Raw genomic sequence first — 25,684 nt, forward strand, 5'->3', positions numbered from 1 at the left:
TGATAGCCATCATACTCGGCGTAGGGTCGATGCCGTTCGATGGTTATCAAACTCACCTGATGGGGGCCGCCATGGCAGCGACAACGATGGCGCCGGTCGAATCCGGGCAGCGCTGGGCGTACGGGCTCGTGCTCGCCGCGACGGGCGTGGCGCTCGGTGTCTCGGGGGCGCCCGCCCCGCTCTACGGCATCTACGAGACCCAGTGGCATCTCTCGCCGCTCACCACGACCATGGTGTTCGCCGTGTATGCCGTGGCCGCCCTCGGTGCGGTGCTGGTCTCGGGGCGGATCTCCGATGTCGTCGGTCGTAAGCCGGTGATCGTCGGCGCGTTCGCCACCATGATTCTCGGACTGGTCGCGTTCCTGCTCGCCGACTCGGTGCCGATGCTGCTGCTGGCCAGGGCGCTGCACGGCGCGGCGGTCGGCGCCACCGTCGTGGCGGGTGCCGCCGCACTGCTGGATCTGCGGCCCGAACATGGTGCGCGCTCCGGGCAGCTCAGCGGCGTGGCGTTCAACGTCGGCATGGCGGTCGCCGTGCTGGGTTCCGCGGCGCTGGCGCAGTACGCGCCCTCGCCGTTGCGCACGCCGTATGTGGTGATCGCGGTGGTCTGCCTGGCCGTCGCCGCGGGCATGCTCGCGCTGCGTGAACCGCACACCGCCCGGGTGAAGGGGCGCATCACCATCGCGAAACCGGCTGTGCCGCACGAGATCAGGGCCGACTTCTGGTTCTCCGCGATCGGTGTGATGGCGGCCTGGTCGGTGCTGGGTGTGCTGCTGTCGCTGTATCCGTCGCTGGCCGCGGCCGAGACCGGGGTGCACAACCTGCTGTTCGGCGGGGTCGTGGTGGCAGGCACCGCGTTCGCCGCGGCCATGGTCCAGCTCTTCGCCACCCGGATTCCGGCGCGGCGGGCCGCGATCCTCGGCGACCTCGGGATGGCGGCCGCGTTGCTGGCCACGGTGCCCGCACTGGCCACCAGGCAACCGGTCGCGGTGCTGATCGCCGGGCTCGTGCTCGGCGCCACCTTCGGGCTCGGTTTCGGTGGTTCGCTGCGTCACCTGTCGGAAGTCGTGCCGCCGCACCGGCGCGGGGAGACGATGTCGGCCTACTACCTGCTCGCCTATTCCGCGATGGCGTTGCCGACGCTGGCGGCGGGCTGGGCGGCGACCACCTGGGGCCTGGCGACCGTGTTTCCCTGGTTCATCGTGATCGTCGCGGTGGCCTGTGTGCTGGCCGCGTTGCTCGGACTGCGCGGCAGCCGGGCGGGCGCGACAGCGCGATAACGACGACACCGGCCGGTCCGCGGGCTGCGGACCGGCCGGTGTCCTGGCGTCTTACGTGGGCCAGCCGCCGTACGGGACGGTGATCATCTCCAGGAAGTGGCCGTTGGGGTCGAGGAAATAGACTCCGCGACCGCCGTCGTTGTGATTGATCTCGTTCACCCCGTGCTGCTGCGGATCAGCCCAATGGTCCAGCTGGTAGCGCTGGATCTTGGCGTAGGCCGCGTCGAACTCGGCCTCCGAGACGAGGAATGCGTAATGCTGCGGCTGGATTTCGGAAACAGGCGGCGGCACCCGGGCGAAATCGAAGGTGACGCCGTTGTCGAGGGGGATCGGAATGAACGGACCCCACTCCTTTCCTATGTCCAACCCGAGGATGTCCGCCCAGAATTCGGCGGTTTCCCTATTATCGTGGCAACCGACAATGGTGTGATTGAACTGTACTGACAGGGGATTTCTCCTAGGTTCGTGATGGCGCCGACCCTGGGCACGGTACGAGGCGGCCGACAGGAGCACCATCACCGCGAACGAATTTAGCGCCGAATCCGCGGGCCCGCAACGGTCGTTTCGCGGTAGGTTCGCGCCATGAGGATTCGTGGAGCCGTCCTGGAACGCATCGCCGACCCGGCGCCGTTCGCCACGTCGCAGCCGATCACCGTGTGCGAACTGGAATTGGCCGAGCCGGGCGCGGGTGAGCTGCTGGTCCGGATCGAGGCGGCGGGACTGTGCCATTCGGATCTGTCGGTGGTCGACGGCAATCGCGTGCGCCCGGTGCCGATGCTGCTCGGCCACGAAGCGGCGGGCATCGTCGAGTCCGTCGGGCCGGGCGTCGACGATGTGGCGATGGGGCAGCGGGTCGTGATGACGTTCCTGCCGCGCTGCGGTGACTGCGCGGGCTGTGCGAGCAACGGGCGCACCCCGTGTGGGCCGGGCAGCGTCGCCAACAACGCGGGCGAGCTCCTCGGCGGCGGGCGCCGGCTGCGCCGTGACGGCGAGGAGGTGCACCATCACCTCGGTGTCTCCGGGTTCGCCACCCATGCCGTCGTCGACCGGCGTTCGGTGGTTCCCGTCGACGACGACGTCCCGCCGGAGGTCGCCGCGGTGCTCGGCTGCGCGGTGCTCACCGGTGGTGGGGCGCTGCTCAATGCGGCGAAACCGGTGAAGGGCGACCGGATCATGGTGGTCGGTCTCGGTGGTGTCGGCATGGCCGCGGTGCTCGTCGCGGTCTCGCTCGGACTCGGTGAGGTCGTCGCCGTCGACACCGTCGGCGAAAAGCTCGCGCTGGCGAGAGAATTCGGTGCCACCGCGGTGTTCACGCCGGGGGAGATCGCCGAGCAGGGTGTGCAGGCGGACGTGGTGATCGAGGCCGCGGGCAATGTGCGCGCCTTCGAAACCGCCGTCGCCGCAACAGCTCCCGGTGGCGTCACCGTGACGGTGGGCCTGCCCGCTCCGACCGCCACCGCCACGATCTCCCCACTGGCGCTGGTCGCCCAGGGGCGCGCCATCATCGGCAGCTACCTCGGCTCGGCCGTGCCCGAACGCGACATCCCCGAATACGTGCGCCGGTGGCGCGCGGGCACGCTGCCGCTGGAACGGCTCGTCTCGTCGCGGATCGGCCTCGACCAGGTCAACCAGGCGATGGACGAGCTCGCGGCGGGCGCGGCACTGCGGCAGGTGATCGTCTTCGGCTGACCTCGCGCCGGGTTGCCCGCCGCTGCTCGATAGGCTTGCCGGCAAGTGAGCAGCGAGACGAGGAGATGCGGGTGACCATTCGGGTCGGAGTGCTCGGAGCACACGGCAAGGTCGGACAGGCGATCTGCGCGGCCGTGGAGGCGGCGGCCGATCTGGAGCTGGTCGCGCAGGTCGACAAGGGTGACGCGCTGGAGACGTTCACCGAGACCGGCACTCAGGTGGTCGTCGACTTCACCCACCCCGACGTGGTGATGGGGAACCTGAAGTTCCTGGTCGAGAACGGGATCCACGCCGTCGTCGGCACCACCGGTTTCGACGAGGCCCGCCTGGCCGAGGTCCGGTCCTGGCTGGCGCAGCGTCCCGAGGCCGGTGTGCTGATCGCGCCGAACTTCGCCATCGGCGCGGTGCTGTCGATGCGGTTCGCCGAGCAGGCGGCGCGGTTCTTCGAATCGGTCGAGGTCATCGAGCTGCACCACCCGAACAAGGCCGACGCGCCATCGGGCACCGCCTACCGCACCGCCGCGCTGATCGCCGCGGCCCGCGCCGAGGCGGGCGTCGGGCTCAGCCCCGATGCCACCACCACCGAACTCGAGGGTGCCCGCGGCGCCGACGTCGACGGTGTGCGGGTGCACTCGGTGCGCCTGGCCGGGCTCGTCGCCCACCAGGAGGTGCTGTTCGGCACCCAGGGCGAGACCCTGACGATCCGCCACGACTCCATCGACCGGAACTCCTTCGCGCCGGGTGTGCTGCTCGGCGTGCGCGAGATCGCCGGGCGCCCCGGCCTGACCGTGGGACTCGACCCCTTCCTGGATCTGTGAGCGCACCCGAACCCGCCGCGCGGCGACCTGATCGGCAGGTCGTGAAGATCGTCGCGCTGGTGGCGTTCCTGGTGCTGGCGCTGATCTACTACTTCATCCGCCTCGGCGGGCTCGCCATCGCCTACATCGCCGACGGCGGTTTCGCTGGTATCACAATCGGCATCGGCATGCTGCTGCTGCCGGTCGTCGGCGTGTGGATCGTGTGGACGACGCTGCGGGCGGCACTGGCCCATCAGCACCTGGCCCGCCGCATCCACGACGAGGGACGCGAGGTCGACACCTCGCAGCTGCCGCACCGCCCCTCCGGCCGCATCGAACGCGAGGCGGCCGACGCGCTGTTCGCGCAGATCAAGACCGAATGGGAAGCTGACCCGGACAACTGGCGGTCCTCCTACCGGCTGGCCCGCGCCTACGACTACGCGGGCGACCGCACCCGCGCCCGCGAGACCATGCGCCGCGCGGTGGCACTGGAGAAGCTGGAACGGGAGGTCTAGTGGCCCGGTTGCTCGTCGTCCACCACACGCCGTCGCCGCACACGCAGGCGATGTTCGAGGCGGTGCTCGCCGGGGCCACCGACCCCGAGATCGAGGGCGTGGAGGTGGTGCGCCGGGCCGCGCTGGCCGTCACCGCCGTCGACGTGCTCGAAGCCGACGGTTATCTGCTCGGCACCCCGGCCAACCTCGGGTACATGAGTGGTGCGCTCAAGCACGCGTTCGACACCATCTACTACCCGTGCCTCGACTCGACGCGCGGCCGGCCCTACGGGCTCTACCTGCACGGCAACGAGGGCACCGAGGGCGCCGAGGCGAGCGTGGAGCGGATCACGACCGGGCTGGGCTGGCAGCGGGCCGCCGCCGCGGTCGTCGTCTCAGGGCCGCCGAGCAAGGCCGATCTGGAGCGGTGCTGGGAGCTCGGCGCGACTGTCGCGGCCCAGTTGATGGACTGAGCGGACGGCGGGGAACCCGCTGGATTCCACGACGCGGCGTGGCGGAGAACTGCGGCGTTGCAGCTGCCGGGTGCGGTCGCTTCGGTGCGAAGATGTGTGGTGTGCGGATCCCTGGTTCGATCCCCGTCAGCGTCCGTCGCGCGCGCTCTGTGCGCCGCGAGTGGACAGTCGGCCTCGCCTTGGCGTCGATCGTGATGATGGTGGCCTGCGGTACCTCGGGTTCGCCGCCGGACACCGCACAGTCCGCGACCATGCCGACGACAGCGGCCGACGCGCCGGCGAAACTGGAGCCGCGTGACTGCCCGGATGCGCCGGAGCTGGCGGACGCGCAGTGCTGGACTATGGAGGTGCGTGCGAATCGCACCACCGGCCAGGGCACTGTCCGGTTGCCGGTGGCGAGAATTCCGGCGGAAATCCAGCCGGCGGAGCCCGATCCCATCGTGTTTCTCACCGGCGGGCCGGGTAACGATGCGATCGTGGACCCGCCGATCCCGGAGGGTGTCGGCCGAAATCGCGATCTGATCCTGATGTCGGCCAGGGGCACGCTGTCGGCGGAGCCGGCGCTGACCTGCCCGGAAATCGATACGTTCTACGCCGAACGAGTGGGTCTGGTGTTCGGCTCGCCCGCCACCGGCAGCCAGTATTCGGCGGCGGCCGAGGCATGCTACGACCGGCTTTCGGGTAGCACGGACTTGGCGGCATTCAGCACCATGGAAATGAGCTACGACCTGGCGGAGTTGCGGGCGGCGCTGGAGATAGACCGGTGGAACATCTATTCCCATTCCTATGGCACCGACCTCGCGCTGGTCTACATGCGCCAGGACCCGCAGGGTATCCGGTCGGTGACCCTGGATGGGGTGACGCCGCCGTCGGTCGCCGCCCTCGGATGGACCTGGGCCAGTGCGCGGGAAGCCTTCGACAACATGACCGCGGCATGCGATGCGCAGCCGCAGTGCGACGCTGCCTACCCCGACCTGGCGGACAAGTTCGTCGACATGGTGAACGAACTCGAGTCGGAGCCGATCACGACCACCGTCGACGTCCACGGTCAAGACACCACGGTTGTCCTCGACGGTGGCACGCTGCTGAACTGGTTCGTCCCGATGGCCACCCATTTCCCCGCGGAGTTTCCCGCGGCGATCTACGAATTGGCCGAGGGCAAGCCGGAACGGATCGCCCAGGTCTGGGCGATGGTCTGGACGGATCCGGCCAAGGTCGGGAAGTTCGGCTGGGGCCTGGCGTTGAGTGTGTGGTGCAGCGAATGGGTGCCGTTCGAGACCCGCGAGGACGAACTCCGGATGGCAGCGGAAGCCTTCCCCGCGTTTCCCGATTCGGTGCGCGAGCAGGCGCCGCAATTGCCGTTCCTCCGCGAAGTGTGCGAGGTGTGGCGGGTGCCGAAAGGCCCCGACGCCATCCGCGACGTCACGACGAGCGATATCCCGACGCTGGTGCTGTCCGGTAGCTACGACGGTCAGACCGGGGCCCGATGGGGACACTATGTCGCCGCGGACCTTTCGCGTTCCACGGAGGTGACCGTGCCCGGCGTCGCACACGGCATCTACACCGATCCCTGCGCGGCCGAGATCGCGGTCTCGTTCTACGAGAATCCGCTCGAGCCCGACACCGGTTGCGTCAGCACGACGCAACCACCCCCGTACGCCGTCAACCCCCCGCCGCCGTGACCCGGTTCGGTCCAGGAACGGCCGCCACCGCGGTGTCGCGACGTTCGGTGCTCGGTGGCGCCGTCGGCGGTGTAGCGCTGCTCGCGCTGTCGTCCTGTTCGCCGACGCCCTCGCCTGCCCCGGGGACGACCACCGGGGACTCCGCGTTCGGCGAACTCGACGCCAAGATCGAAGCGGGCATGCGGTCCTACGGGATTCCGGGCGTCGCCGTCGGCGTCCTGGCAGGCGGACAGGAATACATCAGAGGGTATGGCGTCACCAATGTCGACCACCCGGTGCCGGTCGACGCCGACACGGTGTTCCGGATCGGTTCCACCACAAAGACATTCACCGGCACGGCCATGATGCGGTTGGTCGACGACGGCACGGTCGATCTGGACGCGCCGGTGCGCCGCTACCTGCCGGACTTCGCGGTCGCCGATCCGGCGGTCGGCGCCGAGGTCACCGTGCGGCAGCTGCTGAACCACACCTCCGGCTGGCTGGGCGACGATCTGCAGGACTTCGGACGCGGCGACGACGCGCTGGCTCGATATGTGTCCTCGATGACCCGCCTGCCGCAGCTGACGCCGCCGGGCAGCGTCTTCGCCTACAACAACGCCGGACTGGTGGTCGCGGGGCGGATCGTCGAGGTCGTCACCGGATCGACGTACGAGGCAGCGGTGCAGAATCTGCTGCTCGACCCCCTGGAGTTGAGCCGTACCCGGTTCTTCTCCGACCAGATCATCGGCTTGAACATCGCCGCCTCCCACACCGTGGTCGACGGCAAACCCGTTGTGGACACGGGGTTCTGGGAATTCCCGCGCAGCTGCAACCCCACCGGATCGTTGATCTCGAGTGTCCGGGATCAGATGCGCTACGCGCGTTTTCATCTCGGCGACGGCACCGCACCCGGCGGCCTCCGCCTCCTCAGCAGGCAAGCCGTCGAGGCCATGCGCTCCGACCCGGGTGCGGGCGGGACGCTGCAGGTCGAGCTCACCGGCATGGGTGTGACCTGGATGCTGCGCCCCTCCGCCGAGAACGAGACGATCGTCCAGCACGGCGGGACCTGGTCGGGCCAACGCTCCGGGTTCTTCCTGGTGCCCAGCCGCGGCTTCGCCATGACCGCGCTCACCAACTCCGAGGGCGGCGCGCAATTGCTCACCGACCTGTTCGCCGACGATTGGGCACTACGGCGTTTCGCCGGGGTCGGCAACCTGCCCGCGACGCCGCAGAACCTCGGCGCGGGTGAGCTCGCACCCTACGAGGGGCGTTACGCGACCCAGCAGGTTGTCGAAACGGGCAGCCTCGAGTCGATCGTGATCGACTTCGTCGCCAGGGACGGCCGCCTGCACGGCACCATGAGCGACGGGGCTGACCCCAGCACGAACCCCGACGAGGACGCCGGCGCACAACTCGGCCTCGCGTTCTACAAGCCCGACTACGGTCTCGACCTCGGGCCGGACGGCACCCCGATCGGCACCCGATCCGACTTCGTCCGCGGCGACGACGGGAATATCGCCTGGTTCCGCAGTCACGGACGCCTGTATCGGCGGCAATGACCGCGGCGGCCCCGAGTTCTGGTCGGCTGACACGCGGGTGACCAGTAGGCTCCGCCTCGAATCGATCGGGGTGGGAGCGAATCCCTGTGAGCTACAAGGGAATCGACCATGGCGATCGTGCTGGTGATCAGGCTGCTCGGCCGGAAGGTTCCGGGATCGCTCGATATGGGGTGGTCCACCGTGGATGTCCGGGACCTGGCGCGCGCCCATCGCCTCGCCAGGGAAACCCCCGAGGCGGGCGGGCAGCGCTACATCTGCGGGGGCGAACACGTGTGGATGCGTGAGATGGCGGCCGTCCTCGCCGCGGAGTTCGGCCCGCGAGGCTTCGCGGTGCCGTCGCGGACGCTGCCCGACTGGCTGGTCGAGCTCGCCGCGCTGACCGACGACACCGTCGAACGGGTGGTGCCCGCGCTGGGCAAGCGGGAGCGGGTCAGCGCGGAGAAGGCGAAGTCCGAGCTCGGACTCACTTTCCTGCCCGTCCGGCAATCGGTGCTCGACACCGCGGAAAGCCTGCTCACCCACGGCGTCGTCGCGACGCCGACGCCGCGCCGGTGGTCGCGCCGCGGCCGGATGAGCTGAGGTCGCGAGCACGCGCGACGTGGGCGGATCGCCGCGGCCCCGAATTCTGGTGGGCTGACACGCGGGTGCCCGATGCGGTAGAACTCGACACCGACGGGTCGCGGGCTGGCCGCGGATGGGTGTTCGAGGATGGGGAGTGGTCGGTGAGCGAGTTGCAGCAGACTCCGGCGGTGCGGCGGATCGGACTGGTCGAGGACCACGAGTCCGTGGCGATCGGGCTGGCGGCCATGCTCGGGCCGGAACCCGACCTGGATCTCGTCGCGACCGCCGACACCGTGGCCGGGCTGCTCGCCATCGACGCCGCCCTCGACCTGGTGGTGCTCGACCTGCGCCTGCCCGACGGCTCGACCCCCGAGGACAATGTCACCACGCTGCGCGAACGCGGCATCGAGGTGCTGGTGTTCACCGGTGCCGACAACGCGTTCCTGGTCCGCTCGGCCGCCAAGGCCGGGGTGCTCGGGGTGCTGCGGAAGTCCGAGAGTGTGGCGACGGTGGTCGAGGCGGTGCGCCGGGCCGCCTCCGGGGAGCAGGTCGTCACCACCGACTGGGCCGCCGCGATCGACGGCGACCCGCAGCTCTCCGACGTCGGGCTCAGCCCGCGTCAGGAGGAAGTGCTCATGCTGTACGCCTCGGGGGAGAAGGCGTCGCGGGTGGCCAGGCTGACCGGCCTGTCCGAACAGACCGTCAACGACTACCTGGGCCGCATCCGGCAGAAATACGCCGACGCGGGCCGTCCGGCCCCCACCAAGACCGATCTGTACAAACGGGCCGTCGAGGACGGATGGCTGCCCGTGCCGGAACGGCAGCAGCGCACGTGACCGCCACCGCGGCCCCCGCGCACGCGCCGGTGCCCGCCGCGGTGGACACCGAGCTCTCACGGGCGGCGACCGATCAGATCCTGCGCAGGCTCGGGGTCGTGATCGGCGTCGGCGCGATGATCGTGATGACCCTCGAGCTGCCCGCGGTCCTGATCCAGCCGCTCAACCGGTCGGTATGGCCCGAGGTGCATCTGGTGGCGGCGTACCTGTTGTTCGCGCCGCTGGCGATCGTGTCGGCGCGCGGGGCGGTCACCGCGATCCGCCGGGTCGCCGGGGCGGCCGCGATCTGCTATCTCGTCGCGACGGTGACGACCCCGCTGGTGTACTCGGTGGTGACGATCGGTTCGTTCGCGTCCTGGCCGTATCGCGGGCTGGTGCTCGGGGTGATGGCGGGTGGACTCGCCTGGTCGGGCCGGGTGGCGGCCGGCTTCGCGGCGGTGCTGGCATTGGCGACCAGTGCCGCCAATGCCGCTGTCGTCCCCGACAGTTCGGCGTGGGCCCTGTTCGGTGATGTCACCAGGGCGCTCGGGGTGGCCGCGCTGTTCCTGTGGTGTGTGGTCTACGCGCGGACCGCCGCCGAACGTGTCGACCGGGAAGCGGTCCGGCAGCGTTCGCGGGCGGCGACGGTCGCGGCGACCGCGGCCCGCGAGCGCGAGGGCGCCCGGTTCGCCGCGCTGATCCACGACGCGGTCCTGTCGACGCTGCTGGAGGCTTCCCGCGAGCCGGAAACCTGCCAGGTGCTGCGCAAGCAGGCCGCGCGCACGCTCGAACAGCTCGAACAGGCCCGCAGCGCACCGGAACTCGACCATCTCGACGCGGCCGCCGCCGTGGAGTTCGTGCGCGCCGCCGTGCGCGAGGTCGACCCCGAGCTGCCGGTGCAGGCCTCGCGGCGCGGCGCGGATCTGTGCCTGCCGCTGGAAGCCGCACAGGTGCTCGGCGCCGCGCTCAGCGAAGCCGTGCGCAACAGCGTGCGCCACGCCGAGGTCGCGGGCAGGCAGGTGCGGCGTGAGGTCGCCGTCACCATCGCCACCGGCGGCATCCGGGTCGTGCTCACCGACGACGGCGCCGGTTTCGACCCGGCCCGGGTACCGGCCGACCGGATGGGGATCGCGGGCAGCATTCTCGGCCGGATGCGCACCCTGGCCGGCGGCGCGGCCTTCGTGGAGTCGGCCCCGGGCTCGGGCACTGTGGTCACCCTGGTGTGGGGCAGTCATGGCTGAGCGGGATCTGGCGTTCGGCGTCCGCGACCTGGTCGGCCTCAGCGGCGGCATGGCCTGGCTGTTCGTGGTGATCTTCGAGGCCACCATCATCATGTACCTGCGGGTGAACTTCGACATCGTGCCGCCGGTACCGGCCGCCGCGGCCCTCGTGCTGATGGCCGTCGCCGCGCTGGTGGTGCTGGTCTTCCCGGTGGACCCGCTGCCGTGGCCCGCCACCGCCTACGTCGCCTGCGCCGGTCCCGTCGCGATGGCGCTGACCGTGCCGTGGGTCGAGAACCCCACCGGCTTCTCGCATCAGCTGTGGACCGCCTACCCGACTTCGTACCTGCTGGCGATGCTGGTGCTGCGCGGGCGGATCCTGTCGGCCTGGCTCGGTGTCGCCGCGGCCGCGACGGTGCTCGTCACCATGGGCGTGTTCACCGCCTGGCACCCGGAGACCGTGGTGCGGGCACTGACTCCGGTGGCCACGGTCGGCGTGGTGACGGTGTTCATGGCGATCGTGCGGCCCACCCAGCGCTCGCTGCGGGAACTGCGCGACCAGGCCAACCGGCGCGCGGCCACCGAGGCGGCGCTGGGCGCGGCCACCGCCGAACGCGACCGGCAGCTGACCAGGCTCGACCAGGTCGCCGGGCCGATCCTCGCGCGCATCGCCGAGGGCGCCCAGCTCACCGGCGACGAACGCGAACAGTGCAGGCTGCTCGAAGCCGAACTGCGCGACGGACTGCGCGCCCCGGAGCTGGTGACCGAACGGCTCAGCGCCGCCGCCCGCGGCGCCCGATCCCGCGGTGTCGAGGTGACCCTGCTCGACGACGGCGGGTTCCGCGGCGTCCCGACCTGGGTGCGCCACAACGTGATCGACGCCGCCGTCGGCGAACTCGACACCGCCGAGGCGGGCACCGTCACCGTGCGTGTGCTGCCGATCGGGCGGCGCTGGGTGGCGACCGTGCTGGCCGCTGCGCCGACCGGGGACCGGCGCACCGAGATCGATACCGCGGGGGTGGTCCGGGTCTCGACCTGAGCCGGGAAACCTGTCGGACCCCTGTGTCAGGCTGAGCAGATGCAGCGGATGAATGCGGCGACGGCCCGGCGGATCGCGCTGGCCGCGCAGGGTTTCGGAAAACGCCGACCGGCCAAGCCGAATCGACGGGCGGTACTCGATGTCGTCGCCAGAACCCGTCTGCTGCAACTGGATTCGGTGTCGGCGGTGGTGCGCGCGCATTACGCGCCGGTGTTCAGCCGGATCGGCCCCTACGACCGCAGCGTCCTCGAGGGCGCGGCGTGGAGCGACAGCCCGCGGGCTCGCCGCGGCCTGGTCGAGTACTGGGCGCACGAGGCCGCGCTCATCCCGGTCGCGGACTGGCCGCTGATGCGCTGGCGCATGGCCGAATACCGGAACGGGCGCTGGGCGGGCATGCGCAAGGTCGTCGAGCGGAACCCGACCCTGGGCAAGGACATCCTCGATGTCGTCACCGAGGTCGGCGCCGCGAGCGCGGGCGAGATCGAACGTCATCTGGAACTGGACAAGCCGCGCCCCAAAGGCACCTGGTGGAACCTCAGCGACACCAAGATGATCTGTGAGCAGCTCTTCGCCGCGGGGGAGCTGTCCATCGCGCGCCGGGCCGGTTTCACCCGCCTCTACGACCTCACCGAACGTGTCGTCCCGGCCGACGTCCGCGACCGTGAGGTCACCGAAGGCGACGCCGTCCGCGAACTGATCCGCCGCTCCAGCCGCGCGCTCGGCATCGGCACCGAGACCGACCTACGCGACTACTACCGCCTGAACCGCCGCCAGAGCGCCCACGCGATCGCCGACCTCGTCGACGTGGGCGAACTGATCCCGGTCGACGTCGACGGCTGGGACGCACCGGCCTACCTGCACCCCGAGGCGAGCGCACCGCGCAAGATCACCGGCGCCGCCCTGCTGTGCCCGTTCGATCCACTGATCTTCTTCCGGCCGCGCACCCAGCGGATCTTCGACTTCCACTACCGCATCGAGATCTACACGCCCGAACCCAAACGGGTGCACGGCTATTACGTCTTCCCGTTCCTGCTCGACGGCCGCCTGGTCGGCCGCGTCGACCTGCGCGCCGAGCGCGGCAGCGGCAGGCTGCTCGCACCCGGCGCGTTCGCCGAACCCGGCTACGCCACCGCCGAGACCGCGCACGCGTTGCGCGCCGCGCTGCGGGAGATGGCGGACTGGCTCGAACTCGACGATGTCGTCGTCGGCGAGCGCGGCGACCTCGCGCCGCTGCTGTGAGCGGGTCCGGTTACCAGCCCTTCGGGCCCTGGCCGCGCATCTGATCACGCAGCGCGCCGGTGACCGCGCCCGAGAGCCAGGAGTTGAGCGACTGCCCGTTCTGTGCCGCCGCCTCCTCGGCCTTGGACTTGAGCTGTTCGACCAGGCGCAGGGTGACCCGGCTGATGTCGCCGGTCATCTCCTCGAAGGTCGGTGGTTCCTCGGCGCCCGACGGCGTGTTCTTGCGCACGTCGGCCACCGCGTCGGTGCCGTCGAGGCGGACGTGCACGGTGCGGTCGCCGAGCTCGGTGCTGATCTCGGCGGCCAGTTCCGACAGCGCCGAGAGCAGCACGAGCCGGCTCGAACTCTCCACCGCCGCGGCCAGGGCGGCGGCGGTGGCCTGCGTTTTCTCGTCGCCGAGGGCAGCGGCGGCGATCAGTTCCTCGCGCAGCCGCGCGGTATGAGCGTTCAGATCCATGACATCAGTGTGCTGTCATATCTGACATCACGCAAGGGGGTAGATGATGTCACCATCGGGGTAGGCAGGCGGCGAAAAACACCCACCGGCAGCCGGATCGGGCGCTAGGGTGTCGAGGCTCGACTGGGGACCGGGTAGCCTTTCTGACCATGACGAACGGTGAATCGACGCCAACGGAGCTGCACGCGTCCGGCACGGTGGGTGTCGCGATGGTGACCCCCTTCAGCGCTGCGGGCAAGGTCGACATCGATGCCGGTGTAGCCCTGGCGGCGCGCCTGGTCGACCGCGGCGTCGATCTGCTGGCCATCTCGGGCACCACCGGTGAGTCGCCGACCACCACCGAATCGGAGAAGTCCGACCTGCTGCGCGCCGTCGTCGACGCCGTGGGCGAGCGCGCCACCGTGATCGCAGGCGCGGGCACCTACGACACCGCGCACTCGCTCGAGCTGGCGCGCGCCGCCGAGAACGCGGGCGCGCACGGCCTGCTGGTCGTGACCCCGTACTACTCGCGGCCCACGCAGGAGGGCCTGATCGCGCACTTCACCGCGGTCGCCGACGCCACCTCGCTGCCGGTGACCCTCTACGACATTCCACCGCGGTCGGTGGTGCCCATCGCCATCGACACGATCCGCAGGCTCGCCGATCACCCGAACATCGTCGCGGTGAAGGACGCCAAGGGCGATCTGGTCTCCGGCGCCGATCTCATCGCGACCACCGGCCTGGCCTTCTACTCCGGTGACGACGGGCTCAACCTGCCCTGGCTCTCGGTCGGCGCCACCGGATTCATCAGCGTGATCGGTCATCTCGTGCCCGAACGCCTGCGCGAGATCCACCAGGCCTACACCGCCGGTGATGTGGTCCGGGCACGGGAGATCAACGCGACACTGCTGCCGCTGTTCGCGGCCATGACCCGCCTGGGAGGTGTGGCGATGTGCAAGGGAGCTCTTCGATTGCTCGGTGTCGAGGTGGGTGAACCCCGGTTGCCGCAGCTGATGCCGACGCAGGCGCAGCTCGACGCGCTGGCGCTGGATCTGCAGGCCGCGGGGGTGTCGGCATGACCGAACCGGCCGCTCGCAAGCCCCGTCGCCGTTCCGCCAGCCGCGCCGCAGGCGCGCCCGAACCCACTCCGGTCGCGCCGCCGCAGGACGCCCCCAAGAAGACCGAACCGGCCGCGACACCGGTCGCCGAGATCGTCGCCGAGGCGAACCTGGTCGGCGAGGCCGAGGTGGGCACCGACCTGATCAGCGTCGCCGAGGAACAGGTCACCGTGCCGAAGAAGGCCGGTTCGCGCCGCGCCAAGAGCAAGCCCGCCGCCGAGCAGGCGCCGCAGCAGCAGTCCCGTGGTGGTGGTCGTGGCCGTCAGGGTGGTGGCCGCGGTCGTGGCGCCGCACCGGCCGCCGAACCCCGCGAGAAGGCGGCTCAGGACCGGCTCGGCACCCCGCCGAAGCTGCCGAAGAACGGCCTGCGCGTGTTCGCGCTCGGCGGCATCGGCGAAATCGGCCGCAACATGACCGTGTTCGAGTACAACGGCAAGCTGCTGATCGTCGACTGCGGTGTGCTGTTCCCCGAGGACCAGCAGCCCGGCGTCGACCTGATCCTGCCCGATTTCCGGCCCATCGAGGACCGGATGGACGACATCGTCGCCATCGTGCTCACCCACGGTCACGAGGACCACATCGGCGCGGTGCCGTTCCTGCTGCGCAACCGCCCCGACATCCCCGTGATCGGCGCGAAGTTCACCCTCGCGCTGGTCGCCGCCAAGTGCCGTGAGCACCGGCTGCAGCCCAAGCTCATGGAGGTCGCCGAGGGCGAGACCACCGTGCACGGCCCGTTCGAGTGCGAGTACTTCGCGGTCAACCACTCGATCCCCGACGCCATCGCGGTCGCCATCCGCACCCCGGCGGGCGTGGTGCTGCACACCGGTGACATCAAGCTCGACCAGCTGCCGCTCGACGGCCGCCTCACCGACCTGGCCGGTTTCTCCCGCCTCGGCGACGAGGGTGTCGACCTGTTCCTGGTCGACTCCACCAATGCCGAGGTCCCCGGCTTCGTCACCCCCGAGCGCGAGATCGGCGGTGTGCTCGACAACGTCATCGGCAAGGCGCGCAACCGCGTCATCGTCGCCTCCTTCGCCAGCCACGTGCACCGCATCCAGCAGGTCGTCGACGTGGCGCAGAAGTACAACCGCAAGATCTGCTTCGTCGGCCGCTCGATGGTGCGCAACATGCAGATCGCGCAGGACCTGGGCTACCTGACGGTGCCCGACAACGTGGTCGTCGACCTGGACGCGGCCGCGAACCTGCCCGGTAACCGCCTGGTGCTGATCTCCACCGGCTCCCAGGGCGAGCCGCTCTCGGCGCTGGCGCGGATGGCCCGCGGCGACCACCGCCAGATCAACATCCGCGCCGACGATCTGATCGTGCTGGCCTCCTCACTGATCCCCGGCAACGAGAACTCGGTGTTCGCGGTGGTCAACGGGCTGGCCCGGCTCGGCGCGACGGTCATCACCCAGCAGAACGCGAAGGTGCACGTCTCCGGCCACGCCTCCGCGGGTGAGCTGCTGTACCTGTACAACGCGGTCCGCCCGACCAATGCCATGCCCGTGCACGGCGAATGGCGGCACCTGCGCGCCAACGCCGCGCTCGCGGTGGCGACCGGCGTGCCCGAGGAGCGGGTCGTGCTGGCCGAGGACGGCGTGGTGGTCGACCTGGTCGACGGCATCGCCTCCATCGTCGGCCGGGTGCCGGTCGGGCACGTCTACGTCGACGGCCTCTCGGTCGGTGACGTCGGCGAGTCGACCCTGTCGGACCGCCTGGTCCTCGGCGAGGGCGGTTTCATCTCGATCACCGTCGTCATCGACGCGACCACCGGCAAGGCGGTCAGCACCGAGATCAACGGGCGCGGCTTCTCCGACGACCCGGCCGCGCTCGGCGGCGCGAACGAGCTGGTGGAGGCCGAACTGCTGCGGCTGGCCGGTGAGGGCATCACCGACACCCACCGCATCGCCCAGGGCGTGCGGCGCGTGGTCGGCCGCTGGGTCGCCGACACCTACCGCCGCCGCCCGATGATCGTGCCGACGGTCATCGGCGTCTGATCCAGGCGAAACACGAAACCGCCGGGTGACAGTGTCGCCCGGCGGTTTTCGTCTTCTCGCGTCAGGCCTGGCAGGCCGCGGAGTCGAGCTTGGCCGACTTCACGATGTTGCAGGTGAACACGTGCGACACGCGCCAGCCACCCTCGGAGGCCACGAATTCCACGGTCGCGCCCTGGACCGGGGTGCCGTCGATGGTGACGTCGGCGGGTGCCTTCACCTTGCCGTCGGCGGGCGTGCCGACACTGGTGATCTTGGCCTTGACGTTGTTCTTCTTCGCCGCCTCGACGAACTTGTCGACCAGGTTCGGGTCGCGCTCGGCGTCCTCGATGAAGGTCGCCTTCTCCTCGGCGGTCAGCTGACCCGCCATGGCCTTGTCCAGGCGGGCGTTGAGCTCGTCGACCGTCGGCGCGGGCAGCACCGGCACGGCGGTGGTCATCGGCGCGTCACCCTCCTGGGTGCCCTCCACCTTCTTGCCGTCCTCGAACGCGGCGCCCGCGGTGGTCGAGGTGGCCCCCGCGGAGGTCTCGCTGTCGCTGCTGCTGCACGCGGTCAAGCCGAGCGCGGCGGCGGCCGCCACCACGGCGGCCGCCGTCTTGAACATGCGGTTGTTCACTGATCTCCCCAATTGAGATATGGCGCCGGAGTGACTTTCCGGCGGGTCGTGCGCGACTTAGAGCTCGTAGCCCGAAGTGCAGTTCCAGTTGATGATGGTCGCAGCGCCGCGGTTGGCGTTGATCGCGTTGCGCTTGGCCGCCCGCAGCGAGGACGCCGAGGCCCAGCTGTAGGAGCGGCTCGACTCGGCGAGCGCGCCACACCCGTTGCGCCATGACATCTTCACGTCGCAGCCCGCACCGCCGCCGCTGCGCTGGCAACCCGCCATGGCGGCCGACTCGGCCTCGGCGTAACTGTCGTAGTTGGCGGTGATGCTGGACGCGCCGTTCCGCGAGAGCGCGAGCGCGCCGTAGTTGCTGGCCTGCGCCTGGGCCGGCGCGATGTGGCCGCCCAGCAGCGCGCCGATGGTCGCGGTCATGACCACCGCGCCGGTGAAAACTCTTTTCACTTGATTCCCCTCGTATTCCTGGCCACAACCTGGTGGACCGGGTGACAACGTACCGACCGTTGCGTCCTCCGCGCCACCCGCGGCGCCCGGATTCGGGCTGATCACAAGGGATCTGAAAGGTTTTGCTCAGGTCGCGCAGACGCCGCAACACCGCGAAACGCGGTCGCGGGCGAGATTTCCCCGCCCTGACCGGGGCCCCGCGACCTGCGCATCCGGGTGAGATCACGGTCGCAACCGGGGTGGGACCAGTGTTGCGGATGGTCCGGGCGGTGCTCGAGCGGCTAGCCTGATGGTCATGGCAGGTAAGTCCCGCAGCACCACGACCTCTCGGGCGCGGGCGGGATCGAGCAGGGGGCAGACGCCGCCGGCGCGATCTCGTTCGACGACTCCGCGAGCGTCGGCGGCGTCACGCGGGCGCACCGCACCAGCGCGCAGGCCGGTCAAGCGCGCGTCGGACACCGCGCCGCTGGCGGTGATCGGGCGCGGCGTCGGCAGCGGCTGGACCATGCTGGCCCGTGGCGTCGGCGCCACCACCCGCACGCTGAGCCGGGCAGGCGAGATCGAGCACGGGCACCGGCGCGACGGAATCGGCTTGGCGCTCATCGCGGTCAGCGCGATCATCGCCGCCGCCATGTGGATGTCGGCGGGCGGTCCGGTCGGGCGTTTCCTCGAAGACGTCGTGCGCGCGATCGCGGGAACGGCGGGCGGGCTGGCTCCGCTGCTGTTCATCGCGCTGGCCGTGTTGCTCATGCGCACCGAGCCGCATCCGGAGATCCGGCCGCGGCTGGTGCTGGGCGGTCTGCTCGTCGTGCTGCCCGCGCTGGGCGTGTGGCATCTGGCCGCCGGGTCGCCCACCGACGCCAACGGACGTTCGCGGGCGGCGGGCGCGCTCGGCTACGCCATCGGCGGTCCGCTCGGGCAGGGGCTCACGCCGTGGCTGGCGTTGCCGATCCTGCTGCTGGCCATGGTGTTCGGTGTGCTGCTGCTCACCGGGACCACGGTGCGCGAGGTGCCATCGGCCCTGCGCGAGTACTTCGGTCTCGGCGAACACGCCGGCGACGACGACCCGTACGACCCGGCCAACTACGACGCCGACGGATTCCCGGTGCACCGCGGCCGGACCCGCCGCCGTGGCCAGACCCCCGACGACAACTACCCGCCCGACGAGTTCGGCGGCTCCGACGCGCTCACCGAGTCCCTCGGCGAACCGCCGCTGCGCGATGCCAAACCGATCGTCGACGAACCGCCCGCACCCGCACCGAAACCGGCGCGGAAACGCCCGCCCGCCAAGGCCGTCGACCAGACCCCGCCCGCACCGCCGGAGCCGGAGTTCGTCACCGATCGCGTGGTCGACGGCGACTACACACTGCCCCCGCTGACCCTGCTGCTCGACGGCGATCCGCCCAAGAAGCGTTCGGCCGCCAACGAATCGATGATCGAGGCGATCACCGAGGTGCTGGTGCAGTTCAAGATCGATGCCGCCGTCACCGGTTTCGTGCGCGGCCCGACTGTCACCCGCTACGAGGTGGAACTGGGCCCCGGCGTCAAGGTCGAGAAGATCACCGCGCTGGCCCGCAACCTCGCCTACGCGGTCGCCACCGAGAACGTGCGTCTGCTCGCGCCGATCCCCGGCAAGTCGGCGGTCGGTATCGAGGTGCCCAACGCCGACCGCGAATTGGTGCGCCTGGCCGACGTGCTCAAGTCGCCGCACACCCGCAACGACCACCATCCGCTGGTGATCGGGCTCGGCAAGAACATCGAGGGTGAGTTCGTCTCGGCGAACCTGGCCAAGATGCCGCACCTGCTGGTGGCGGGTTCCACCGGTTCCGGTAAGTCCAGCTTCGTCAACTCGATGCTGATCTCGCTGCTGCACCGGGCCACCCCGGAGGAGGTCAGGATGATCCTGATCGACCCGAAGATGGTGGAGCTCACGCCGTACGAGGGCATTCCGCACCTGATCACGCCCATCATCACCCAGCCGAAGAAGGCCGCCGCCGCGCTGGCCTGGCTGGTCGAGGAGATGGAACAGCGCTATCAGGACATGCAGGCCAACAAGGTCCGCCACATCGACGACTTCAACAAGAAGGTGAAATCGGGCCAGATCACCGCGCCGCTGGGCAGTGAGCGCGTCTACCGGCCCTACCCCTACATCCTCGCCATCGTCGACGAGCTCGCCGACCTGATGATGACCGCGCCGCGCGACGTCGAGGACGCGATCGTGCGGATCACCCAGAAGGCGCGAGCGGCGGGCATCCACCTGGTGCTGGCCACCCAGCGCCCGTCGGTGGACGTGGTCACCGGCCTGATCAAGACCAATGTGCCCTCGCGCCTTGCCTTCGCGACCTCCTCGCTCACCGACTCGCGCGTCATCCTGGACCAGCCGGGCGCGGAGAAGCTGATCGGCATGGGCGACGGGCTGTTCCTGCCGATGGGCGCGGGCAAGCCCACCCGTCTGCAGGGCGCGTTCATCTCCGACGAGGAGATCCACGCGGTCGTCGAGTTCAGCAAGACCCAGGCCGAACCCGAGTACCAGGAGGGCGTGACCGCCGCCAAGGCCGGTGAGGTCAAGGACGTCGACCCCGATATCGGCGACGACATGGACGTGCTGTTGCAGGCCGTGGAGCTCGTGGTCACCTCACAGTTCGGCTCGACCTCGATGCTGCAGCGCAAGCTGCGTGTCGGCTTCGCCAAGGCGGGCCGGTTGATGGACCTGATGGAGACCCGCGGCGTCGTCGGCCCCAGCGAGGGGTCCAAGGCGCGCGATGTGCTGATCAAGCCCGACGAGCTCGACGGGCTGCTGTGGTCGATCCGGGGCGGCGACCCCGGCGGTGCCGAGGACGAATAGGTCGGTGCGCGTTACTGGTTTGCTCTGACCGTGCCGGAAGCAGACGGCGACGAACGAGGAGGGACCGGAGGCGCGGTGGCGTACGGGTGTGGGGAGAGTGCCTGGATCAGGCCGGTGTGAAGCCGGTCAGCAGGCGCTGCGGACGCCCGCAAGGCGGTGCGGCAGCCCGGCACCCAGGGGCAGCCGGTGCATATCGACACGGCGTTCGTACTGCGCGGTGGATCCGTTCACGGCTGGCTCCTCTCGGGGTGCGGGGTCTTGCGACGATGCGTCGACGGTAGCAGCGCGGGATGTGCCGCGAAACGGATTTATCCGCCGCGCCGACCGGGGCAGGTGCAGGTCAGGCCGCGTGTGTGTGAAATCATGGCGGGCAATCGTTCCGCAAAGCCGACTGAAACGGACATTTCGGGCATGATGGACCGCATGAACTTCATCGATCGGACCACCACATGCAGGTGACCACGCTCGAGTGGGTGATCACCGGTCTGGTGATCCTCGGCTTGTTCGTCTTCGACTTCTTCGCCCATGTGCGGACACCGCACGAACCGACGTTCAAGGAATCCGGTTTCTGGTCGGCCGTCTACATCAGCCTGGCACTGCTGTTCGGCCTGTTCGTCGCCTGGAAATGGGGCGGCACCTACGCGGGGGAGTACTACGCGGGCTTCGTCACCGAGAAGGCGCTCTCGGTCGACAACCTGTTCATCTTCCTGATCATCATGAGCACCTTCGCCGTGCCGCGGATCTACCAGCAGAAGGTGCTGCTGATCGGCATCGTGCTCGCGCTGGTGATGCGCGGTGCGTTCATCGCCGTCGGCGCGGCCGCGATCAGCGCGTTCAGCTGGGTGTTCTACCTGTTCGGCGCGTTCCTGATCTACACCGCGATCAACCTGCTGCGCGAGAGCGGGCACGAGGTCGAGCACGAGCAGCAACGCGACAGCAGGATCGTCGCGCTGGCCAAGCGAATCCTGCCGACCACCGACCAGTACGACGGCGACAAACTCGTCACCCGGATCGACGGCAAACGCGTGGTGACGCCGCTGCTGCTGGCGCTGCTGGCGATCGGCTTCGCCGACCTGCTCTTCGCCCTCGACTCGATTCCGGCCATCTACGGCCTCACCGAGCAGCCCTACCTGGTGTTCACCGCCAACGCCTTCGCGCTGATGGGCCTGCGCCAGCTGTACTTCCTCATCGGCGGCCTGCTCGACCGCCTGGTGTACCTGTCCTACGGCCTGGCCGCCATCCTGGCGTTCATCGGCCTCAAGCTGGTCCTGCACGCGCTGCACGAGAACACGCTGCCGTTCATCAACGGCGGTGAGCACGTGAGCGTGCCGGAGATCTCCACCCCGGTGTCGCTGAGCGTGATCATCGGCATTCTGATCGTCGCCACGGTGGCGAGCCTGCTGAAGACCCGCAACACCACCTCCTCCTGAACGCGCACTGCCCGGAACCACCGTGGTTCCGGGCAGTGCCGTGTCAGCGGCCGGTCACTCGGCGAAGGCGCCCATCACCGGCAGCCATTCGACGACGCGCACGGCCTCGATCAGGCCCAGTTTCGCGAACGGGTCCTCGGTCAGCAGTGTGGTCAGCGACGGCGCGTCCTCGGCGCGGAAGATCAGCAGCGCGCCCGTACCGTCCGGGTACGGCCCGCTGGTGAGCACCGTGCCCGCGTCGACGAGCGCGTTGAGCCAGCCACGGTGCTCGGGGCGGTTGGTCGCCCGGTCGGCCGCGGTGGCCTCGGTGTAGGTGTAGTGGACGGCGAAGATCGGCACGGTCGATCAACTTTCTCGCGGTGGACTTTGCGGAAATTCAGAGAGTCAGCAGCATGCGGGTATTGCCGAGGGTGTTCGGCTTGACGTAGCTCAGGTCGAGGAACTCCGCGACGCCGGTGTCGTAGGACCGGCACATCTCGGCGTACACCTCGGCGGTGACGGGCGTGCCGTCGATCTCGACGAAACCGTGCCTGCCGAAGAAGTCCACCTCGAAGGTCAGCACGAACAGCCGCTGCAACTGCAGCTCGCGCGCGACCGCGACCAGCCGCTCGACGACGGCCCCACCGACACCGCTGCCCTTCACCACCGGATCGACGGCGACCGTGCGCACCTCACCCAGGTCGGCCCACAGCACGTGCAGCGCACCGCAGCCGACAACCTGGCCGTCGAGTTCGGCGACCCAGAATTCCTGGACGGACTCGTACAGGGTGACCAGGTTCTTCTCCAGCAGTATGCGGCCCGCGTACTCGTCGACCAGGCGCTTGATCTCGGGGACGTCGGAGGTTCGGGCTCGTCGGACGACCACACCGGAAACAGGCGCCGCGGAGGGCGCGACGGGATGCGCGTCGCTGGTCGAACCACCCAGTGGTCCCCGTGAGGTCATGGGGTGCACAGTAGTCGGCCCGCTTACCGATAGTCTGAACGTGTGCCGCACATCCTGTCGTTCCGCTCACCGCATCGCGCCGGGCTCGACGACCGGATCGAACGGCACTACCCGCGCGGGCAAACCGCGGGCGAAATATGTGGATTTCGGCGCAGTGCCGGTGAGTGCCGAGAGGGCAGGGCATGAGCGTGCGACCTGAAGAGATCGACCGCGGGTGGGAGGCGACCGCGCCACCGCGGGCGGTGCCCGAGCGCGCCGACGCACAGGTTCCCCTGCTCAACATCGCGAACGTGCTGACCGTCGCGCGCATCGTGCTGGTGCCGTTGTTCGTGCTGGCGTTGTTCGCCGACGGCGGGCACGACACGCGCTGGCGGGTCATCGCCGCCGCGGTGTTCGGACTGGCCGCGATCACCGACCGCTTCGACGGGCAACTGGCCCGCAAATATGGCCTGGTCACCGATTTCGGCAAGCTGGCCGACCCCATCGCGGACAAGGCGCTGATCGGATCGGCGCTGATCGGGCTGTCGATCCTGGGTGATCTGCCCTGGTGGATCACCGTGGTCATCGTCGGACGTGAGATCGGCATCACACTGTTGCGGCTGGTGGTGGTCCGGCGCGGCGTGATCCCGGCCGGCCGCGGCGGCAAGCTCAAGACGCTGGTCCAGTCCATCGCCATCGCGCTGCTGCTGTTGCCGCTGTCGGGCGCCTTCGCGACCGCGGGCATGGCACTGATGTACGCGGCCGTCGCGCTGACCGTGATCACCGGCCTGGACTACGTCGGCCAGGCCACCCGGGTGTGGCTGGCAGGGGGCCGCGGGCGCGGCGAGTCCCGCTCGTGAGCGATCCGCTCGTCGACGGCGCGCCGGTCGCCGAACTGGTCGAGGCGCTGACCGCGGCCGGTCAGACCGTCGCCACCGCCGAATCGCTGACCGCGGGTCTGCTGGCCGCCACGGTGGCAGGCGTCCCGGGCGCGAGCACGGTCCTGCGCGGTGGCCTGATCGTGTATGCCACAGACCTGAAAAACCGGCTGGCCTGCGTCGACGACGACATCCTCCAGGTCGACGGGCCGGTCGCCGCGTCGACCGCCGAGCAGCTCGCGGTGGGCGCTCGGGAACGCTGTGGCGCGGACTGGGGTGTCGGCCTGACCGGGGTCGCCGGACCCGATTCCCAGGACGGGCACCCGGTCGGGACGGTATACCTCGGATTGGCCGGACCGAGTCACAGCGAAGTGGTCCGGTTGAAACTGCACGGCGACCGGTGGACGATCAGAATCGGTGCGGTGCACAGCGCGGTGCGGGAGTTGCTGCGCTGTGTGACGACGAACTGACCGCGTCCGGGAACCACCGGCCGGTGCTCGACGTTGTGCCAGAAAGAGGTGAGCACCGCTACGGCGGTGACACGAGGTGGAGGAGAACGAGATGACGCTGCTGCGGGAGGCAATCGGGGACAGTCTGCGGCGTGCGCGTCTCGCCCAGCATCGAACGCTGCGCGAGGTGTCGACCTCGGCGCGGGTGAGCCTCGGCTATCTGTCGGAAGTGGAGCGCGGCCGCAAGGAAGCCTCCAGTGAACTGCTCGCCGCCATCTGCGAGGCACTGGACGTGCCGCTGTCGCGGGTGCTGTGGGACGTGAGCACCATCATGGCCGGCGCGGACGGTTCCGCGCCGTGCGAGCCCGCGCTGACCGGCCCCGCCGCCGAGCGCGAGACCGTCGCGGCCGAGCCCGCCGCCGAACCGGCCGCCGCGCCCGAGCAGGCCACCGCGAGTATGTCGGCCGACCAGGGCCCGCGGATCGGCATCGCCGAGGACACTCGCATCGTCATCCCGGCGCCGAGGGCCGAGATGCTGGTACTGGTGAAGGGAATGTGACGCGGCGAACCACGTGCCGGACGCGCGAGACGCTGCACACCGCTGGTGAGAACGGATAGATTCTCATCAGGCGTCGAGTGGGCCGGTCTCACCGGCTCGGGTGCCGCATGGTGAAGGATAAGCACATATCTGGTGCGTGACGGTCGCGCACCACCAGTCGCACGAGCGACGCACAGATGGAGGCGGGATCAATCGATGGCTAATCCGTTCGTGAAGGCCTGGAAGTACATGATGGCCCTCTTCGACTCCAAGATCGAAGAGCATGCGGATCCGAAGGTCCAGATTCAGCAGGCTATCGAGGAGGCGCAGCGTCAGCATCAGGCGCTGTCGCAGCAGGCGGCGTCGGTGATCGGTAACCAGCGTCAGCTGGAGATGAAGCTGAACCGCCAGCTCGACGAGGTCGAGAAGCTCAACGCCAATGCCCGTCAGGCCGTCACGCTGGCCGATCAGGCGGCCGCCGCGGGCGACACCGAGAAGGCGATCCAGTACACCAACGCCGCCGAGGCGTTCGCCGCCCAGCTGGTCACCGCCGAGCAGTCGGTGGAAGACCTCAAGGTGCTGCACGACCAGTCCCTGCAGGCCGCCGCACAGGCCAAGAAGGCGGTCGAGCAGAACGCGATGATGCTGCAGCAGAAGGTGGCCGAGCGCACCAAGCTGCTCAGCCAGCTCGAGCAGGCCAAGATGCAGGAGCAGGTCTCGGCCTCGCTGCAGCAGATGGACTCCACCCTGTCCGCACCCGGTTCCACCCCCAGCCTCGACGCGGTGCGCGACAAGATCGAGCGGCGCTACGCCAATGCGCTCGGTGCCGCCGAGCTGGCGCAGAACACGGTGCAGGGTCGCATGATGGAGGTCCAGCAGGCCAGCATCCAGATGGCAGGGCACAGCAAGCTCGAGCAGATCCGCGCCTCGATGCGGGGTGACGCGCTGCCCACCGGCAACAACGCACAGGCGATCGACCCGGCCAAGCAGCAGCCCGCCCAGGCACCGCAGATCAACAAGGGCCAGACCGCACAGCAGTAATGTTGGAGCGCTGGCGCGCTCGAGTCGCGGCCCCTTGTGTCCCGGCGATCAGGGACCCCTTGGTTGGCCCTCGGCGCCCCACCCACCGCGCCCGGTCCCCCGGGGCGCCCCCAACGGCCCCAGGGGGGGCCGGCCCCCCCACC

General features: G+C 69.7%; 26 protein-coding genes. 20 read left to right on the top strand and 6 right to left on the bottom strand.

Annotation, left to right across the window (positions count from 1 at the left end):
* Positions 1-71: 71 nt before the first annotated feature.
* The gene (locus tag ACWF82_RS18825; protein WP_452502740.1) at positions 72-1,280 is read left to right on the top strand and encodes an MFS transporter; all 1,209 of its coding nucleotides are present in this window, start codon (positions 72-74) and stop codon (positions 1,278-1,280) included.
* Between the two features lie 51 nt (positions 1,281-1,331).
* Here the strand turns inward: ACWF82_RS18825 and ACWF82_RS18830 are convergent, their stop codons facing one another.
* Entirely contained in the window at positions 1,332-1,727 is a 396-nt protein-coding gene (locus ACWF82_RS18830) for a VOC family protein (RefSeq protein WP_452502792.1), read from the bottom strand.
* A 135-nt stretch (positions 1,728-1,862) separates the two neighbouring features.
* Between ACWF82_RS18830 and ACWF82_RS18835 the strand changes: the two genes are divergently transcribed.
* From ACWF82_RS18835 to ACWF82_RS18885, 11 genes are all read left to right on the top strand, one after another.
* Positions 1,863-2,969: an alcohol dehydrogenase catalytic domain-containing protein gene (locus ACWF82_RS18835; protein ID WP_452502742.1), complete on the top strand. Its 1,107-nt coding sequence runs from the start codon at positions 1,863-1,865 to the stop codon at positions 2,967-2,969.
* A 71-nt stretch (positions 2,970-3,040) separates the two neighbouring features.
* Entirely contained in the window at positions 3,041-3,787 is a 747-nt protein-coding gene (gene dapB / locus ACWF82_RS18840) for a 4-hydroxy-tetrahydrodipicolinate reductase (protein ID WP_452502744.1), read from the top strand.
* A complete protein-coding gene (locus tag ACWF82_RS18845) occupies positions 3,784-4,281 on the top strand; it encodes a hypothetical protein (RefSeq protein ID WP_452502746.1) in 498 nt (165 codons plus the stop codon). The genes dapB and ACWF82_RS18845 overlap by 4 nt, the downstream gene beginning before the upstream one ends.
* On the top strand, positions 4,281-4,733 hold the full coding sequence (locus ACWF82_RS18850) for a flavodoxin family protein (RefSeq protein WP_189024180.1): 453 nt from the start codon (positions 4,281-4,283) through the stop codon (positions 4,731-4,733). Before ACWF82_RS18845 ends, ACWF82_RS18850 begins: the two co-directional genes overlap by 1 nt.
* A 101-nt stretch (positions 4,734-4,834) precedes the next feature.
* On the top strand, positions 4,835-6,415 hold the full coding sequence (locus ACWF82_RS18855; protein ID WP_452502748.1) for an alpha/beta fold hydrolase: 1,581 nt from the start codon (positions 4,835-4,837) through the stop codon (positions 6,413-6,415).
* An 86-nt stretch (positions 6,416-6,501) separates the two neighbouring features.
* Positions 6,502-7,953: a serine hydrolase domain-containing protein gene (locus ACWF82_RS18860; RefSeq protein WP_452502794.1), complete on the top strand. Its 1,452-nt coding sequence runs from the start codon at positions 6,502-6,504 to the stop codon at positions 7,951-7,953.
* 108 nt (positions 7,954-8,061) lie between these two features.
* The gene (locus tag ACWF82_RS18865) at positions 8,062-8,532 is read left to right on the top strand and encodes a hypothetical protein (protein ID WP_452502750.1); all 471 of its coding nucleotides are present in this window, start codon (positions 8,062-8,064) and stop codon (positions 8,530-8,532) included.
* Between the two features lie 143 nt (positions 8,533-8,675).
* The gene (locus tag ACWF82_RS18870) at positions 8,676-9,350 is read left to right on the top strand and encodes a response regulator (protein WP_452502752.1); all 675 of its coding nucleotides are present in this window, start codon (positions 8,676-8,678) and stop codon (positions 9,348-9,350) included.
* A complete protein-coding gene (locus ACWF82_RS18875; protein ID WP_452502754.1) occupies positions 9,347-10,570 on the top strand; it encodes a sensor histidine kinase in 1,224 nt (407 codons plus the stop codon). Before ACWF82_RS18870 ends, ACWF82_RS18875 begins: the two co-directional genes overlap by 4 nt.
* Positions 10,563-11,588 carry a hypothetical protein gene (locus ACWF82_RS18880; protein ID WP_452502755.1) on the top strand — a complete coding sequence of 342 codons (1,026 nt, stop codon included), beginning with the start codon at positions 10,563-10,565 and terminating at the stop codon, positions 11,586-11,588. The genes ACWF82_RS18875 and ACWF82_RS18880 overlap by 8 nt, the downstream gene beginning before the upstream one ends.
* A 39-nt stretch (positions 11,589-11,627) precedes the next feature.
* Positions 11,628-12,827, top strand: a complete 1,200-nt coding sequence (locus tag ACWF82_RS18885) for a winged helix-turn-helix domain-containing protein (RefSeq protein ID WP_452502757.1) — start codon at positions 11,628-11,630, stop codon at positions 12,825-12,827.
* 10 nt (positions 12,828-12,837) lie between these two features.
* Here ACWF82_RS18885 and ACWF82_RS18890 read toward each other — a convergent pair whose 3' ends face one another.
* The gene (locus ACWF82_RS18890) at positions 12,838-13,284 is read right to left on the bottom strand and encodes a hypothetical protein (protein ID WP_452502759.1); all 447 of its coding nucleotides are present in this window, start codon (positions 13,282-13,284) and stop codon (positions 12,838-12,840) included.
* Positions 13,285-13,433: 149 nt separating this feature from the next.
* On the opposite strand from ACWF82_RS18890, the gene dapA reads away from it, so the two are divergent.
* Positions 13,434-14,342 (top strand): 4-hydroxy-tetrahydrodipicolinate synthase, encoded by a 909-nt coding sequence (gene dapA / locus ACWF82_RS18895; protein WP_379308935.1) that lies wholly within the window; start codon positions 13,434-13,436, stop codon positions 14,340-14,342.
* On the top strand, positions 14,339-16,378 hold the full coding sequence (locus ACWF82_RS18900) for an RNase J family beta-CASP ribonuclease (RefSeq protein WP_452502761.1): 2,040 nt from the start codon (positions 14,339-14,341) through the stop codon (positions 16,376-16,378). Before dapA ends, ACWF82_RS18900 begins: the two co-directional genes overlap by 4 nt.
* Positions 16,379-16,439: 61 nt before the next feature.
* Here ACWF82_RS18900 and ACWF82_RS18905 read toward each other — a convergent pair whose 3' ends face one another.
* Positions 16,440-16,991 (bottom strand): hypothetical protein, encoded by a 552-nt coding sequence (locus ACWF82_RS18905; RefSeq protein ID WP_452502763.1) that lies wholly within the window; start codon positions 16,989-16,991, stop codon positions 16,440-16,442.
* A gap of 57 nt (positions 16,992-17,048) precedes the next feature.
* A complete protein-coding gene (locus ACWF82_RS18910; protein ID WP_379308932.1) occupies positions 17,049-17,438 on the bottom strand; it encodes a DUF4189 domain-containing protein in 390 nt (129 codons plus the stop codon).
* A gap of 295 nt (positions 17,439-17,733) precedes the next feature.
* Between ACWF82_RS18910 and ACWF82_RS18915 the strand changes: the two genes are divergently transcribed.
* Entirely contained in the window at positions 17,734-20,283 is a 2,550-nt protein-coding gene (locus ACWF82_RS18915) for a DNA translocase FtsK (RefSeq protein ID WP_452502765.1), read from the top strand.
* A gap of 449 nt (positions 20,284-20,732) precedes the next feature.
* Positions 20,733-21,713: a TerC family protein gene (locus ACWF82_RS18920; RefSeq protein WP_452502767.1), complete on the top strand. Its 981-nt coding sequence runs from the start codon at positions 20,733-20,735 to the stop codon at positions 21,711-21,713.
* A gap of 54 nt (positions 21,714-21,767) precedes the next feature.
* Here the strand turns inward: ACWF82_RS18920 and ACWF82_RS18925 are convergent, their stop codons facing one another.
* Together ACWF82_RS18925 and ACWF82_RS18930 are read right to left on the bottom strand one after the other, a co-directional pair.
* Positions 21,768-22,052 carry a YciI family protein gene (locus ACWF82_RS18925; protein WP_452502768.1) on the bottom strand — a complete coding sequence of 95 codons (285 nt, stop codon included), beginning with the start codon at positions 22,050-22,052 and terminating at the stop codon, positions 21,768-21,770.
* A 37-nt stretch (positions 22,053-22,089) separates the two neighbouring features.
* Positions 22,090-22,656, bottom strand: a complete 567-nt coding sequence (locus ACWF82_RS18930; protein WP_452502770.1) for an amino-acid N-acetyltransferase — start codon at positions 22,654-22,656, stop codon at positions 22,090-22,092.
* A gap of 182 nt (positions 22,657-22,838) precedes the next feature.
* On the opposite strand from ACWF82_RS18930, the gene pgsA reads away from it, so the two are divergent.
* The 4 genes from pgsA to ACWF82_RS18950 all read left to right on the top strand — a co-directional run bounded on the left by pgsA (position 22,839) and on the right by ACWF82_RS18950 (position 25,541).
* Positions 22,839-23,495 (top strand): CDP-diacylglycerol--glycerol-3-phosphate 3-phosphatidyltransferase, encoded by a 657-nt coding sequence (gene pgsA / locus ACWF82_RS18935; RefSeq protein ID WP_452502772.1) that lies wholly within the window; start codon positions 22,839-22,841, stop codon positions 23,493-23,495.
* Positions 23,492-23,983 carry a CinA family protein gene (locus ACWF82_RS18940; RefSeq protein WP_452502774.1) on the top strand — a complete coding sequence of 164 codons (492 nt, stop codon included), beginning with the start codon at positions 23,492-23,494 and terminating at the stop codon, positions 23,981-23,983. The genes pgsA and ACWF82_RS18940 overlap by 4 nt, the downstream gene beginning before the upstream one ends.
* 91 nt (positions 23,984-24,074) lie before the next feature.
* Positions 24,075-24,521: a helix-turn-helix domain-containing protein gene (locus ACWF82_RS18945; protein ID WP_452502776.1), complete on the top strand. Its 447-nt coding sequence runs from the start codon at positions 24,075-24,077 to the stop codon at positions 24,519-24,521.
* A 195-nt stretch (positions 24,522-24,716) separates the two neighbouring features.
* Positions 24,717-25,541 (top strand): PspA/IM30 family protein, encoded by an 825-nt coding sequence (locus tag ACWF82_RS18950; RefSeq protein ID WP_189024145.1) that lies wholly within the window; start codon positions 24,717-24,719, stop codon positions 25,539-25,541.
* Positions 25,542-25,684 lie beyond the last annotated feature (143 nt).

It is taken from the genome of Nocardia sp. NPDC055053, assembly GCF_053608285.1.